Origin of the sequence: Sphaerisporangium sp. NPDC049003, from assembly GCF_043197795.1 — a bacterium.
In the GTDB taxonomy this organism is placed as follows: Bacteria; Actinomycetota; Actinomycetes; order Streptosporangiales; family Streptosporangiaceae; genus Sphaerisporangium.
Genome location: NZ_JBICTU010000014.1, coordinates 155,799 through 171,480 on the forward strand (window position 1 = coordinate 155,799; position 15,682 = coordinate 171,480).

Here is a 15,682-nt window from a genome sequence, read left to right on the forward strand (position 1 = left end):
TGCACGAGAATTATTTGCTTGTGCATTGAATGCATGCGCATGTAATGTTCCGACCCATGTTCCCCTCCACACATGACGAACCATGGAACGCGCGCCTCTGGGGAGCGCTCACCGTGCTCTGCGCCGTCGTGTTCCTCGATGCCCTCGATGTCTCGATGGTCGGAGTGGCCCTGCCGTCCATTCAGGCCGACCTCGGCCTGTCCACCTCTTCCCTGCAGTGGGTCGTCAGCGGGTACGTGCTCGGTTACGGCGGCCTGCTGCTGCTCGGCGGCCGTACGGCCGACCTGCTCGGCCGCCGCCGCGTCTTCCTCGCGGCGCTCGGCGTCTTCGCCGTGGCCTCCCTGCTCGGCGGGCTCGTCGACGACGGCGGCCTGCTCATCGCCGCCCGGTTCATCAAGGGCATCAGCGCGGCCTTCACCGCGCCCGCCGCACTCTCGATCATCACGACGACCTTCGCCGAAGGCCCGGCGCGCAACCGCGCGCTGAGCATCTTCACCGCCTGCGGCGCCAGCGGGTTCTCTCTCGGGCTGGTCCTGTCCGGGTTCCTCACCGAGCTCGGGTGGCGCTGGACCTTCCTCATGCCGGTGCCGGTCGCGATCATCGCGCTGGTGGCGGGGGCCAAGCTGCTTCCGCGCCACTCCGGGGAGGAGCGGGCGACCGGGGGTCACGACCTGGTCGGCGCCGCGACCATCACCGCGTCCATGCTGCTGTTCGTGTTCGCCGTCGTCCAGGCGCCCGAGGCCGGGTGGGGCTCGGTGCGGACGATCGCCGCCATCGCGGGCGCCGTCCTCCTGCTCGCCCTGTTCGTCGCCGTCGAGCGGCGCGTCAGGCACCCGCTCGTACGGCTCGGCATCCTGCGCTCGGGGCCGCTGGTCAGGGCCAACCTGGGCCTGGTGATCCTCTTCGGCTCGTACGTCGGCTTCCAGTTCGTCGCCATGCAGTACTTCCAGAACCTCCTGGGCTGGTCGGCGTTGCACACCGCGCTGGCGTTCCTGCCCGCGGGCCTGCTCGTGGCCGTCACCTCCACCAAGATGGGCGGCCTCGCCGACCGGTTCGGCACCGCCCGGCTGATCGTCATCGGCTCGTTCGCCCTGGCCGCCGGGTACGCGGTCTTCCTGAACGCCGGTGAGCACCCGAGCCTCGGCAGGTTGGTCATTCCTGGGATGGTGCTGCTGGGCATCGCCTTCGCGCTGTCGTTCCCCTCGCTGAACATCCAGGCCACCGCCGGAGTGGCCGACGACGAGCAGGGGCTGGCCTCCGGCCTCCTCAACACCTCGGGCCAGGTCGGCGGAGCGCTCGTGCTCGCGATCGTGGCCGCCGTGGCGACCGCCGACGGGGGCGCGGTCACCATGACGGCCATCCGATCGTCGTTCGCGGTCTGCGCCGTGATCGCGCTCCTCGGCCTCGGCATCGCGCTCACGGGCCTGCTCCGCGCCCGTACGGCGGCCCCGGCCGCGGAGCAAGGGGAGGGGGGCGAGGTGAAGGTCCTGGAGACCATCTGATCTCCGTCCCTCCTGGTGAGCCCCCTGGCGCGTGCGCGCCGGGGGGCTCCTCGCTTGTACAGGGGCATCTAGGACACATTTTCGGGATCCGGAGTTTGCCCGTGAACTGGTGAGGCATTGTCGGCGTCTAAGGAGTTGGTGAACCCAGCGGAGGAGCCGAGGCCCATGAAGAGGATCGCCGGCGCACTGGTGCCGCTCGCACTCGTCGCGGCCTGCGGCACCAGCCCGAGTTCCCCATCCGGCGCGAAGATCACGCCCGCGGCGTCCTCGCCCGCACCGCTTTCCTTCTCGCCCCTTCCGTCCTCGGCCTCCACGCCGGACCCGGAGCCCACGGCGACCCTCACCCCGTCCACCGGCTCCTCCGACCTGCCGCCGCCGACCGGCACCAAGCAGGTCGAGGTCAAACGCGCGCCCGCCGAGCCGCCCCTGGTCAAGGGGGCGCGCGTCGCCGCCCACCAGGGGTACGACCGGGTGGTGATCGACCTTCAGGGGGCCAGGACGGGATACACCGTGGGCTGGGTGAAGCAACTGATCGAGGACGGTTCCGGGGAACCGATCGACGTCAACGGCGGGGCGTACCTCCAGGCCACGCTGACGCCCGCCAGCGCGCACACCCCCAACGGCAAGCCCACCTGGGGCAGGACGCCCATGCTCCAGCCCGACCTCGCCAACGTCATGAGTGTCGTGCGCGTCGGCGACTTCGAGGGCGTCGTGACCGTGGCTATCGTTCTGCGCCACCGAGCCGGGTTCCGGGTCAGCGAGCAGGCGAACCCGTCGCGGCTGGTCATCGACATCGCCCACTGAATCGGGCGGTATCACGACAGGTACGCGGCTCAATAGACTGTGCGCGTGGTACGCAAAATAGCGGGCGCGACCCGCATCCCTGTGCCGGGCGGCAAGGTCATCGACGAGTACATCGGCCGCGTCAACAGTGGCGACGACCAGGTGTCCATCGCCCACATGAACGCTCCGGCGGGCTGGGAGGAGCCGGCCCAGACTCCGGAGTTCACCGAGTACACCCTCGTGCTGCGCGGCACCGTCGTGATCGAGCACGAGGAGGGCGTGACCGAGGTGTCCGCGGGCGAGGCATTCGTGAGCCTCCCCGGCGAGAAGATCCGCTACACCGTCGGCCCCGAGGGCGCGGAGTACGTCGCCGTCTGCACGCCCGCCTTCTCACCCGACACCGCCAACCGCGAAGACTAGCCGGACCTCAACGCAGGTCGCAGCCTCCCGGGCGGCGGACGACCGGCGGATCCGGCGGTGCGCCGTCCGGCCGTACCACCCGTGAGCCATCATGGGCGAAAGACTCCTTAGGATGTTCCGATGACGCAGCAGCCCACACTTGACGAGATTCGCAAAGCGCCCAAAGTCCTTCTCCACGACCATCTCGACGGTGGCCTGCGACCGGAGACGATCATCGACCTCGCCCGCGAGACGGGCTACGACCGGCTCCCCACGACCGATGTGGACGAGCTGCGCACCTGGTTCCGCGAGGCGTCCGACTCCGGGTCTCTGGAGCGTTACCTGGAGACCTTCGAGCACACGGTCGGCGTCATGCAGACGCGGGACGCGCTGGTCCGCGTCGCCGCCGAGTGCGCGGAGGACCTGGCCAACGACGGTGTGGTCTACGCCGAGGTGCGGTACGCGCCCGAGCTGCACACCTCCGGCGGCCTCAGCCTCGACGAGGTGATCGAGGCCGTCCTGGAGGGCTTCAAGATCGGCTCCGAGGGCCGGAACATCCGGGTCGGGGCGCTGCTCACCGCCATGCGCCACCAGGCACGTTCCATGGAGATCGCCGAACTGGCCGTGCGCTACCGCGACGTGGGCGTGGCCGGGTTCGACATCGCCGGCGCCGAGGCCGGCTACCCGCCCACCCGGCACCTGGACGCCTTCGAGTACCTGCAGCGGGAGAACTCCCACTACACGATCCACGCGGGCGAGGGCTTCGGGCTGCCGTCGATCTGGCAGGCCATCCAGTGGTGCGGCGCCGACCGGCTCGGCCACGGCGTGCGCATCATCGACGACATCCAGGTCGCGGCGGACGGCACCGCGAAGCTCGGACGTCTCGCGTCCTACGTGCGCGACATGCGCATCCCGCTGGAGATGTGCCCGACGTCCAACCTCCAGACCGGCGCTGCGTCCTCGCTCGCCGAGCACCCCATCGGCCTTCTGCGCCGTCTCTACTTCCGTGTCACCGTCAACACCGACAACAGGTTGATGAGTGACACCAGCGTGTCCCAGGAGTTCGCCAACCTCGTCGAGACCTTCGGCTACGAGTGGGATGATCTGCAGTGGTTCACGGTCAACGCCATGAAGTCAGCGTTCATCCCGTTCGACGAGCGGCTGGCGCTGATCAACGGCGTCATCAAGCCGGGTTTCGCCCGGCTCAAGTGGCAGGCTTGAGCACTGCGCCGGAGGCGTTAACGTGGTGACCGCCTTGCTGAACGGAGAGGTAGCGGTGAGCGAGCGGTGAAGCCACAAATCTTCCGGTCCAAGACGGCCTGGGTTCTGGGCTGGGTGTGGATGGTGTTCGCCGCGTTCAACGCCGTCGACCTGGTGGCCAACGGCACGATGCCCTCCGCGCTCGTCGCCGGCGCGGTGCTCGCCGTGCTGACCGCCGCGGTCTTCGTCGGCTGCCTGCGACCCGGCATCCTGCCCGGGGAGGACGGCGTCCTGGTGCGCAACCCGCTGCGCAACGTCTTCGTGCCGTGGAAGGCCGTCGACGGCATCCACGTCTCCCACGCGATCATCATCGAGTCGGGCGACGACAGCGTGCGCTGCTGGACTCCCCAGTCGTCGGCGCGCGAGCGCGCCAAGGCGGTGCGTCGCGGGGCTCCGGTCGTCCCGGCCAAGTCCGGCCGCTATCCCAGCACCCAGCCGCAGCTCTCCAAGGCCGAGCAGGCGGCGACGCAGATGATGGCCGGACGCACCCACGCCGACTGGGTCGCTCAGCAGCTCACCGAGACGGCCGAGAAGAAGTCCCGCGGCACGGGGGAGCGACTCCCGCTGACCACGACCTGGTCCCCCTCAGCCCTGGTAGCCCTCGCCGCCGCCCTGACCCTGGTGATCGCCGCCCTCATCCTCTCCTGAAGGCGGTCTCGCCCCGTCAGGCCGTCGGAGTTCACAGGCCGAGGTTTGTCGAGAGGTCGGACTTGAGGGAGTCCAGGTCGTGCGCGGCCCGGGTTCTGGCGGTGGAGATGTCGTCGCCGACCGGGATCACGACCTCCAGGTAACACTTGAGCTTGGGCTCCGTGCCCGAGGGGCGCACGATCACGCGGGCGTCGCCGTCCAGCCGGTAGCGGAGCCCGTCCGTGGGAGGCAGCCCGTCGACGCCCCTGCTGAGGTCGTCCACGGAGAGGACGGCCCGGCCGCCCAGCGCCTCGGGAGGGTTGGACCTCAGCCGCTCCATGGCGTCCGTGATGAGAGACAGATCGTCCACCCGGACCGAGAGCTGCGCGGTCGCGTGCAAGCCGTACGTGGCCGCCTGGTCGTCGAGCAGGTCCAGCAGGGTCCTGCCGTCCCGCTTCGCCTGGGCGGCCATGCCCGCCACGGTGAGCGCGGCCCCGATGCCGTCCTTGTCGCGTACCGGCAGTCCCTGGTCGGAGCCGACGCTGTAGCCGAGCGCCTCCTCGTAGCCGTAGACGAGGCCGTCCCCGGCCTTCACGATCCACTTGAAGCCGGTCAGCGTCTCGGCGTGCCGTACCCCGCGCGCCTGGGCGATCTTGCCGAGCAGCGAGGACGACACGATCGAGGCGGCCACCAGCCGGTCGGGGCCCGAGGTGTGGTCGATGACGTACTCGCCGAGCAGGCCGCCGACCTCGTCACCGGTGAGCATGCGGAAGCCGCCGTCCCGCGTGGGCACGCCCACGGCGCAGCGGTCGGCGTCCGGGTCGTTGGCGATCACCAGATCGGCGCCGGCCTTCTCCGCGAGCTGGAGCGCGAGGTCCATCGCGCCGGGCTCCTCCGGGTTCGGGAACGCGACGGTCGGGAAGTCGGGGTCGGGCTCGAACTGCGCCTCGGTCACCAACGGGCTCTCGAACCCGGCCGTGGTGAAGGCCCGTAGCAGGACCTCACCGCCCACGCCGTGCATCGGTGTGTAGACGACCCGCAGGTCACGGGCGTCGCCCAGCGGCAGGGCGCCGACCGCCGAAAGGTACGGTCCGACGATCGCAGCGTCGCTCAGGGTCTCCCACTCGTCTCCCAGGGGAAGCTTGTCGACGCGCCCGATCGTGTCGATGGCCTCCGAGATCTCCACGTCGAGCGGGGGCACGATCTGGGCGCCGTCGCCCCAGTAGACCTTGTAGCCGTTGTCCCGGGGCGGGTTGTGCGACGCCGTGACCATGACGCCCGCGTCCGCGCCCAGGTGCCGCACGGCGAAGGCCAGCACGGGCGTGGGCCAGTGATGGCCCATCAGAGAGACGCGCAGCCCGGCTCCGTTGAGCACGGCCGCCGAGTCACGGGCGAACACGTCGGACTTGTGCCGGGCGTCGTACCCGATCACGACGTGCTTGCCCGGCCCGAGCCGCCTTGCCAGGCCCGCCGCCGCACGCATGACGGTCACCCGGTTCATCCGGTTCGGCCCGGCGCCCAGCTCGCCTCTCAGGCCCGCCGTGCCGAACTCCAGCTTGGTCCCGAAGCGGTCCTGAAGCTCGGCGGTGTCCCCGCTGTCGAGGATCTCCTGGAGCTCGGCCCGCGTCTCCGGGTCCGGGTCCTGAGCCAGCCACTCCTCAGCCCGCCGCACGAGATCAGACATAACGCCCCTTCAGCCCATTCAACTCACGTAAGAAGTCGGCCACCCGACCGAACCGGGTCAATGTAGTCCCTCACCGGACAGCGGCAGCCACCGTCTCCTCCCGCGCCGGGGAACGGATCGGGCGGTTGCCGACCCTCCCGAACGCACAAGTTCGACAGAGATGCCAAAGCTCTCTACCGAAATCCCGGCCGGCTCGACCGTCAGAGCTTGTTGACGACCTTGGCCAGCAGGACGCCCATGCGCGCCGCCGTCGCCCTGCCGACCTGGAGGACTTCCTCGTGGTTCAGCGGCTCGCCGACCAGCCCCGCGCCCGGGTTGGTCACCAGGGAGACGCCGAGCACGTCGGCCCCGGCCTCCCGCGCCGCGATGGCCTCCAGCACGGTGGACATGCCGACCAGGTCACCGCCCAGCGTGCGGAGCATGCGGATCTCGGCCGGGGTCTCGTACGTCGGGCCGCGGAACGCGACGTACACGCCCTCGGCGAGCGACGGGTCGGCCTCGCGGGCCAGCTCGCGCAGGCGCCTGGAGTAGACCTCGGTCAGGTCGACGAAGGTCGCCCCGGTGATCGGGTTCGCACCCGTCAGGTTGATGTGGTCGCTGATCAGCACGGGCTCGCCGACGCTCTGAACCTCGGGCCGCAGCCCCCCGGCGGCGTTGGTCAGCACGACCGTGCCCGCACCGGCCGCGACCGCGGTGCGCACGCCGTGCACGACCGGCTCCACGCCCCTGCCCTCGTAGAGGTGGGTGCGCCCCTGGAAGATGAGCGCCTTCTTGCCGGACTCGGTCTCGACGGCCCTGATCTTCCCGGAGTGACCGGCCACGGCCGGGGCCGCGAAGCCCGGCAGCTCGGTTACCGGATGCTCGGAGATCGTCGTGCCGATGGCGTCGGCGGCCGGGCCCCACCCGGACCCCATGACCAGCGCCACGTCGAACGACTCGACACCGGTAAGGGACTTCAGCGCACCCGCGGCTTCCGCGGCGAGTTCATAGGCGTCACTACTCACGACCACCGAGGCTACAACCCCCATCCCATGATCAGCACACGGCCCGACGGGCCCTTTGGAGGACGGCAAGTTGATCGGAACTCTCGGTGAGGTCGCTCCCGCCCGGAACCTCGTAGTCGTCCGGGCCGAAATCTGTGACCTGTCCGCGCTGTGATCAACGCTTGGTGATCGCACGAGTGGCCAAGCGCATCCGGCGAGCTTCTGATCAGGGATTTCGGCGTTCTCTGATGGGGCCTATATCTGGAGCGATCAAATGAAGTTTGGTCAGTGTCCTGTGCCGAAAAGTAGTGTGATCTAACTCACGCTTGTAAAGACGGCGACCCATACGTATGTTCCAAGTGATCTCTGGTGGGTTACAGATGCATCGAGCGTGGCCATTCGTCGGCGTGACGAAGGGCCACGTACTCATGGGCTAAAACGGAGGGTCGGCGCATGCGTCGTTCGGGGTTACGTCGACGGTTGAGTATCGGGACGCTTTTTGTTTCCGCGTCGATGGTGCTCATTTCAGGAGTCGGCGTTCCAGACGGCCTTGCACCCCGGGCTGCCGCGAACTCGTCTGAGCAATCGAATGTTCAGGTGTCCGCCGCGGACGTGAGTACTCCTGCACAGCAGGCTGGTTCGGCGGCAGGACTTCCACACCTGGTGCCGGCTGAAGCAACAACGGCGACCCTGAAACCATCCTCCAAGACTGCGACTGGCGACCCTGAACCGCCGAAGGGTGCACTGCCCTTGGAGACGCGAAAGTCCGACACAAAAGTTTCCGTGCGTGTACCGGCCAACATACTCAAGGACCGGGTGCAGAACGTACGAGAGAGAGTCGCCAAGTCTACGAGGGAGGATCCCCCGGCTTCTGGAGCGACGGATGGTCAGGAGCAGAAGCTCCTGAGGAGCGGTGGAGCACGTATCTTGGCCGCCCAGCCGACTCTTCGATGGACTTACCCGCAGAACAACGGCACCGTCACCTCCGTCACACCGATCGTGGCCGCATACGGCACCTCGGCCGTACCGGCTCCGCAAGACTGGGTGTTCTACTGGTTCGTGGTGTGCCCATCGGTAAATGGCCAACCGGCGGATTACGCCCAGTGCGCCAAGTCGCCGACCCTGAGCACCTACGGTGTCTCTCCCGTAGGAACGTGGCAGGTGCCGGCTGGCACGTTGAAGTGGGGAGACGACGCCTTCTGGTATGTCCAGGTCTCCGACACCCAGACTGGCTCCACAATCTCCAACTGGCAGAAGTTCACCGTGCTGATTCCGCAACCGCGGATCAACGCGGAGCTCACCAAGAGCTCGCACGGGCGAGAATTCAATGCCCTGACGGGGAACTACACCTCGTCGGTGACCGATGCCTCGGTGACATCGGTTGGCCCTCCGCTGAGCGTGACCCGTACCTATAACAGTGCCGATCCCCGTGTGGGAATCTTCGGTGCCGGCTGGTCGTCCCGATGGGATACGAAGCTCGTCACAGAACCCTCGACGGGGACGATTCTCCTCACGCGTCCGGATGGTTCGCAAGTGCGATTCGGGGACAAGGGCGGCGGGACATACGCCTCACCGGCGGGCTTGTTCTACACGCTTGCGACCGTCAGCGGCGGCGGATGGCGTCTGATGGACAAGTCGGCGATGTCGTATCTCTTTGACGCATCGGGGCGGTTGACGAAGCTGACAGATGCCCGCGGGCGCGCACAGGAGCTCCTCTACGGAAGCGATGGCAACCTCGCGAAGGTGACGGCCCCCGGTGGCCGGGCGTTGACGTTCACCTGGGATGGCACCCACGTCGCTACGGTAGCGACGGACCCAGTCAACGGACAGCCTTTGACATGGACCTATACATACAGCGGCGACAAGCTGATCAAGGTCTGTGGACCGGGAAGCTCGCAGGCATGCACGGTTTACGCGTACGGAGACGGCTCGGCCTATCGGAGCGCGGTGCTCAACGCCGTTCCGCTGCACTACTGGCGATTGGGAGAGCCTTCGAACGCAGGGCCCCTGGCGTTTGCCGTGGATGAGGGTTTGGCCGAGTCCTATGAAGCTCAATATGCCAGGTGCTGTATGACGGGCGCTCCTGGAGCGTTAGCGGGGTCTACCGATACCGCCATGAGTCTCAGCGCGGGGAATACCGGATACCTCAGTCTTCCCGACAACACCCTTAATCTCCTCGGCGGGCAGCTCTCTGTCGAAGCATGGTTCAAAACAAGTGGGTCCGGAACGATTCTGGGATCGCAGGACACGCGTCTCGACTGGAATATTTATGCCAACTTCGGGCCGGTATTGTACGTCGGTAAGGATGGCAAGTTACGCGGTAAGTTCACTAGTAGCGGGACCCCGATCACCTCATCAGGAGTGGTCAACAACGGCGCATGGCATCACGTTGCCCTGTCCTCGACCGGCAGTTCTCAGACCTTGTATCTCGATGGAGTTCCGGTCGGGACGAAGACGGGGGCCGTGAATGAGAGCCTCGCTGAGTACGCGCAACTCGGCACGGGGCAGACCTCGTCAGGCTGGCCATCGACCACGACGAGCAATGCCCTGTTCCCCTTTGTCGGCCAGATCGACGAGTTCGCCGTCTACAACAAGCCCCTGAACGCCGCCCAGGTGCAGGAACACTACGCCGCTCGTCTCGCTACTCCCCAACTCACCACCTTGACGCTTCCCTCTGGCCGAACCTGGGCGAACAACACCTATGAGACGGTGAAGGGCCGCCTTAAGACGCACACCGACGACAATGGGGGTCTGTGGCAGATCGGGCTCCCCACTCCAGACCCGAACACTGAGCAGGACACCGTCACTGTTACGGATCCGCATGGCGGAACCATCAAGACGGCATACGACTTCGCTCGGCAACGTGCGGAGTCGCTTACAGATCAGCTCGGGAAGACCACATCCTATGAGTACGACACGGGCGGATTCGTCGCCAAGATCACAGATCCAAACGGGAAAACCACCCAACTGACCCACGATCAGCGTGGCAATGAACTGAGTCTCAAGAAGTGCCGTTCCGCTGGGAACTGCCAGACGACGTACGCCACCTATTACCTCAACTCGGCAGACATGTTCGACCCGCGCAACGATCAGATGACTGTGTACCGTGATGCGCGCTCGGCAGGCCCCGCCAGCAACACGTATGCGACCGCGTGGGAATACACGGCGTTCGGGGAGAAGGCCAAGGAGACCGCCCCTATTACAACAGATTTCCCCAACGGGCGGTCAACGACCTACGCCTACACGGACGGTACTGAAGCGGCGGTTGGTGGCGGTACAACGCCTGCGGGTTTGGTCAAAAGCGAGACCGATCCCAAGAGTAATCAGCGGCTCTATGCTTACTCGTCTGCCGGCGACTTAGCCCAGATCACCGAGCCGACGGGCCTGATCACCAAGTTCGGGTATGACGCGATCGGCCGTACGGTCACTCGCACACAGGTCTCCGGTACCCAAAGCCCCGTCACGACCTCCTATTCCTACGACCCCTTCGGCCGTACCGCGAAAGTCACGGGCTTCGGAGTCAAGAACGAGATCAGCGGTGTCACGCACACCGCCGAGAGCCGCTACACCTACGACGACGACGGTAACAAGCTCACCGAGACGCTCGCCGACCTGACAGGTGGGGATGTCGTCCGTACGACCACGCTCGCCTACGACACTTACGGGCGCCTCGAAAAGGTCACTGGCCCGGAAGGTGGGATCCAGCAGACGGCCTATGACCACATGGGAAAGGTCGTCACCACGACCGACGCGGCAGGGGCGACGTACACCTACGGCTACACCTCGCGCGGCGAGCCCGCCTCGGTGACCTTGAAGGGGTGGACCGGCAGCCCCACAGCCCCGGAGCCAGCGCGAGACGTGGTCACACGTTCGTACGCGTATGACCCCGGCGGACGTCTTGCCTCCGAGACCGATGTGATGGGCCGGACAACCCGATACACATACTTCGACGACAACTCCCTCGCTGAGACGATCGCTGATCGCGTCAAGCTGAATGCCTCCGGGACTCCGGTCGACGTGGTGTTGACGTCCTCCACCTATGACGCCGCCGGGAATCTGACAAGACAGGTCGCGGGGGGCGGCAAGACCCAGGTGGATTACGTCTATGACGCGTCGGGTCGGTTGACCTCCTCGACCCTCGATCCCGCCGGTCTCGGAAGAAGGTCCAGCTACGTCTACGACGCCAACACCAATGTCACTCAGACCAGCTGGACTGCAACCGGGTCCACACGAACCGAAATAGAGTCCTACCGCTATGACGCCGGTGACCGGCTCATCGAGCAGACCGTCGAGAACGGCGCCACGGACCTGACGACATCCTGGACGGTGGACGACCGCGGCCTGGTCACCGAGATCACCGACCCACGTGGCAACGCCGCGGGTGCGACCCGCTCGGACTACACGTCGCTGATCGGCTACGACGCTCTCGGCAGGACCATCAAGGTGGAAGGCGCGCCGGTCAAGGTCGAGCGCAACGGCGCCGCCGCGACCACCGAACGGCCGACCTCGCTGCTCGGCTATAACACCGCAGGTGAGCAGACGCATGAGACCGCACCCGAAGGCCGGACCAGCCTCACCGCCTACGACAAGGCGGGAAGGGTCACCTCGGTCACCGGGACCGCCTACACCCCGCCCGGCGGGACGGCTCTGACACCTCGGACGTCCTATGGCTACGACGCCGCCGGCCGCGTGACCTCGGTCACCGATCCTCGCGGCAACGTCTCCAACGCCACGTACGACGTCCTCGGCCGGACGGTCCGGATCACCGACCCGCCTGCCACTCAGGGTGCGATCCGCGGTAACTGGGACTACACCTACACCCTCAACGGAGAGCGGCTCTCCTCGACCGACCCGACCGGAGCGCGCATCGAGGCCACCTACGACGGGCTCGGCCGTCAGGTCACCCTGACGCAGATCGAACGCAAGCCCACCGCGGTCGCCCTCACCACCGTCGGCGAGTACGACAACGCGGGCAACCTGGTCGCCGTCAAGCGGCCCGCCGGTAACCGCAGTACTGCCACGATCAACGCCGCGGGTGAGGTGGAAACAGAGACCGATCCCCTCGCCCACTCTACGAAGTTCGAGTACGACGGGGTGGGGCGTCCCGCCAAGGTCACCGACGCGCTGGGCAACGCCACAGTGGCGGAATACGACCTCGCGGGACGGAAGATCGTGGCCAAGGACCTGAACCCCTCCGGCACGCTCCTGCGCACCTACGGCTTCGAATACGACGACGCGAGCAACCTCACCGCCCAGACCAGCCCCGAAGGCCACGTCACCCGCCGGTCCTACGACGCGGCCGACCAGCTGACCAAACTCGTCGAGCCGGTATCGGCCACGAAGACCATCACCACGGCCTTCGGGTACGACGCTGCAGGGCAGCGGACCCGTACGACCGACGGCCGGGGCAACGCGTTCCTGGCCACCTACAACTCGCTCGGCATGGTGGAGGCGCGCATCGAACCCGCGACCCAGGCCCATCCCGACCTCGCCGACCGCACCTGGACCATGTCCTACGACGCGGTGGGCAACCAGGTCGGTGTCCTGCAACCCGGCGGGGTCCGGATCACCAACGCCTACGACAACCTCAACCGCCTGGTGACCGAGGCAGGATCAGGGGCCGAGTCCGCCACTCAGACCAACACCTTCGGTTACGACCTGGCCGGGCGGCGTACCAGCGCGGGTGATCTCGACTTCACCTTCAACGACCGCGGCCTGCTGCTCAAGACCGCCAAGACTGGCAGCTCCAGCGACCTGTCGTCGTTCGGCTACGACGCCAACGACCGGCTTACCCAGCGCACCGATGCCTCCGGTGCGGCGACGTTCACCTGGGACAACGCCGACCGCCTCAAGACCTTCAGCGACCCGGTGACCGCGACCACGCTGACCTACGGCTACGACAACGCCGACCGGCTCACCGGCATCGACTACGGCACCAGCGGACCCAAGCGGACCTACTCCTACGACCCGATGGACCGCCTCACCGGCGACATGCTGAAGACCTCCGCCGGCGCCGCCATCGCCTCCATCACCTACGGCTACGACCGCGACGACAACCTCACCACCAAGACCACCACCGGAACCGCCGGCGCGGGCATCAACGCCTACACCTACGACCACAGCAACCGGCTGACCTCCTGGACCGCCCCCGGCGGCGCCGTCACCGACTACTCCTGGGACGACTCCGGCAACCGCACCCAGGCCGGCTCCAAGACCTTCACCTACGACGAACGCAACCGACTGCTCTCCGGCGACGGCACCACCTACACCTACACCGCACGCGGCACCACGGCCAGCGAAACCAAGGGCAACGTCACCAAGGTCCTCCAGTTCGATGCTTTGGACCGCATGACCAGCGACGGTGAGGCCGTCTACACCTACGACGCCCTCGACCGCGTCATCAGCCGCACCCAAGGCGGAGCTGTCAGCCGCTATGTATACGGCGATCAGGCCAACGACATCGTTGCCATGACCGACGGGGCTGGCGCCGTGCAAGCCCGCTACAGCCGCGGCCTCGACGGCGAACCGATCGGCATCTCCGACGGCAGCGGCGCCCGCTTCGCCTTTGCCGACCAGCACGGCGACGTAGTCGGCACTTTCGGCGCCACCGCAACATCACTCGCCGACTCGGTCGCCTACAACCCCTTCGGCGAAGAAACCGCCAGAACCGGCGCCAGACACGACCTCGGCTATCAGGGCGAACTCACCGACCCCACCACCGGCAAGGTCAACATGCACGCCCGCTGGTACCAACCCGGAACCGGCACCTTCTCCAGCCGCGACACCTGGACCCTAAATCCCGATCCTTCCATCCAGATCAACCGATACACCTACGGGAACGGGAATCCGGTTTCGAACATTGACCCCAGTGGTCACGGTAGGCCGTATCCGCCTTGCAGAGCTGTCCCGTGGACGCCAGCACGTGTCTTCTGCGATGTGACAATGAATGCGGATCCGTTAGCGGACCCGAAGGACGATCAGTGCTCGTCCAAGTTGGATACACGCTGTAATCCGGTGCCGGACGACACCTGTTCGGCACACAAACCACAATGTCGGACCGCCCCACAGACGCCATTGCCCGATATGGGGCCACTTGGGCACGTGAAGAGTCCGAATGCGCCGAACAAAACGTACCACCCCAGCAACCCTGGACCACCACGTCCACCCGTGATCGACTGTAGTCATGGTCCGACTGAGGGTCACTGTGACAAGCTCCCTCCCTCGGCTAAAAAGGGATGCCCGGGATGTTTTATCAACGGCTACAACCCAGATCTAGATGTTCTTAACTGTGATCTGGCATCCCCGGACTCAAGGTGTCCGGCAGAGAGGCCCGATCTAGTCACGTGCATGGGTACATGTGCGCCGCCCTCGAATTGTGGCACTGCAGGAAGTGGAGGGTTCTTCGGGGCGGTTTACACTGCATGCCCCCCTCCGGGGCAAAGCTCTCCACCTACCATCCAGGACCTTGCGCAACAGTGCACCGACAACATCCTCTGCGACATCCTGATAGGCGACGGGGTCAACTGCATAGCGAATCCCAACTGGGTTGACTGTATTTCCGCAGGGGTCGGCTTGATTCCAGTCGGCAGACTCCTCGGCACCGGTATCAAGCTCGGCAGTAAGCTTCCCAAGATCCTCAAACCGGTCGAGAAATGCCTGACCCACAACAGCTTTGTTGCTGGCACGATGGTCCTGATGGCCGATGGCACCCACAAGCCCATTGAAGAGGTTCAGGTCGGCGACTTCGTCCAGGCGACCGACCCCGAGACAGGCAAGACGGGCCCACGCATCGTCCTAGACCTGATAACAGGGGACGGCGCCAAGAGCCTCGTAGAGATCACAGCCGACACCGACGGCCAACGAGGCGACGCCACCGGCGTAGTGATCGCCACCGACGGCCATCCCTTCTGGGCCCCTGAACTCCACAAGTGGCTGACTGCCGCGGAACTACGCGTCGGCACACTCCTCCAAACCAGCGCTGGCACCCACGTCCAGATCACAGCCATAAAAAAGTGGACCGGAACTCAGCAGGTCAACAACCTGACCGTGGCCGGCTTCCATACGTACCACGTGGTTGCCGGGGAACAAGCGATACTTGTTCATAACAGTCCACCGTGCGAGATCATTATTGACGGCAAAAAGTACCCTGAATCGGCAAAGCATATTGAGGATGCCCAGAATGCGGGTCATCCGGATACTCTAACCATCGATAGAACGGGTGCGAAACAGAATCGAAGGGACTCGTTGCGTGGGCATCCCACGGTATCGGGTAAACAGCGTGATGAATATCCGCCGGCGATGTTCAAAGAAGGTGGATCGGGTGCAAGCGTTCGACCTATCAACGGTTCCGATAACGGAGGCGCTGGCGCCTCTATCGGTAACCAGGCCAGGAAGTATTCGGACGGCACTCAGGTCCAGATAAAGGTGGAGTGGTAGGGTGTCAT

Annotated in this window: 8 protein-coding genes; 6 read left to right on the top strand and 2 right to left on the bottom strand. The window is 66.1% G+C overall.

Annotation, left to right across the window (positions count from 1 at the left end):
- The first annotated feature begins 56 nt into the window (after positions 1 to 56).
- The 5 genes from ACGFIV_RS17575 to ACGFIV_RS17595 all read left to right on the top strand — a co-directional run bounded on the left by ACGFIV_RS17575 (position 57) and on the right by ACGFIV_RS17595 (position 4,592).
- Positions 57 to 1,502, top strand: coding sequence for an MFS transporter (locus ACGFIV_RS17575; RefSeq protein ID WP_358549184.1), 1,446 nt, complete (start codon positions 57 to 59; stop codon positions 1,500 to 1,502).
- 165 nt (positions 1,503 to 1,667) lie between these two features.
- Entirely contained in the window at positions 1,668 to 2,306 is a 639-nt protein-coding gene (locus ACGFIV_RS17580) for a hypothetical protein (RefSeq protein WP_358549186.1), read from the top strand.
- Between the two features lie 45 nt (positions 2,307 to 2,351).
- Positions 2,352 to 2,705: a cupin gene (locus ACGFIV_RS17585; RefSeq protein WP_358549189.1), complete on the top strand. Its 354-nt coding sequence runs from the start codon at positions 2,352 to 2,354 to the stop codon at positions 2,703 to 2,705.
- Between the two features lie 120 nt (positions 2,706 to 2,825).
- Positions 2,826 to 3,905 (top strand): adenosine deaminase, encoded by a 1,080-nt coding sequence (locus ACGFIV_RS17590; protein WP_358549191.1) that lies wholly within the window; start codon positions 2,826 to 2,828, stop codon positions 3,903 to 3,905.
- A 66-nt stretch (positions 3,906 to 3,971) separates the two neighbouring features.
- Positions 3,972 to 4,592: a hypothetical protein gene (locus tag ACGFIV_RS17595; protein ID WP_358549194.1), complete on the top strand. Its 621-nt coding sequence runs from the start codon at positions 3,972 to 3,974 to the stop codon at positions 4,590 to 4,592.
- Between the two features lie 31 nt (positions 4,593 to 4,623).
- Here ACGFIV_RS17595 and ACGFIV_RS17600 read toward each other — a convergent pair whose 3' ends face one another.
- Positions 4,624 to 6,255 (bottom strand): phospho-sugar mutase, encoded by a 1,632-nt coding sequence (locus ACGFIV_RS17600; RefSeq protein WP_358549196.1) that lies wholly within the window; start codon positions 6,253 to 6,255, stop codon positions 4,624 to 4,626.
- A gap of 200 nt (positions 6,256 to 6,455) precedes the next feature.
- The gene (locus ACGFIV_RS17605; RefSeq protein ID WP_358549198.1) at positions 6,456 to 7,259 is read right to left on the bottom strand and encodes a purine-nucleoside phosphorylase; all 804 of its coding nucleotides are present in this window, start codon (positions 7,257 to 7,259) and stop codon (positions 6,456 to 6,458) included.
- 906 nt (positions 7,260 to 8,165) lie between these two features.
- Between ACGFIV_RS17605 and ACGFIV_RS17610 the strand changes: the two genes are divergently transcribed.
- Complete coding sequence (locus tag ACGFIV_RS17610; RefSeq protein ID WP_392835918.1) at positions 8,166 to 15,674, top strand: LamG-like jellyroll fold domain-containing protein; 7,509 nt, start codon at positions 8,166 to 8,168, stop codon at positions 15,672 to 15,674.
- The last annotated feature ends 8 nt before the right edge of the window (positions 15,675 to 15,682 follow it).

Excerpts from the sequence above, each read along its gene's own strand:
- ACGFIV_RS17575 (WP_358549184.1), top strand. The coding sequence starts at position 57 with ATGTTCCCCTCCACACATGACGAACCATGGAACGCGCGCCTCTGGGGA.
- ACGFIV_RS17580 (WP_358549186.1), top strand. The coding sequence starts at position 1,668 with ATGAAGAGGATCGCCGGCGCACTGGTGCCGCTCGCACTCGTCGCGGCC.
- ACGFIV_RS17590 (WP_358549191.1), top strand. The coding sequence starts at position 2,826 with ATGACGCAGCAGCCCACACTTGACGAGATTCGCAAAGCGCCCAAAGTC.
- ACGFIV_RS17600 (WP_358549196.1), bottom strand. The coding sequence starts at position 6,255 with ATGTCTGATCTCGTGCGGCGGGCTGAGGAGTGGCTGGCTCAGGACCCG.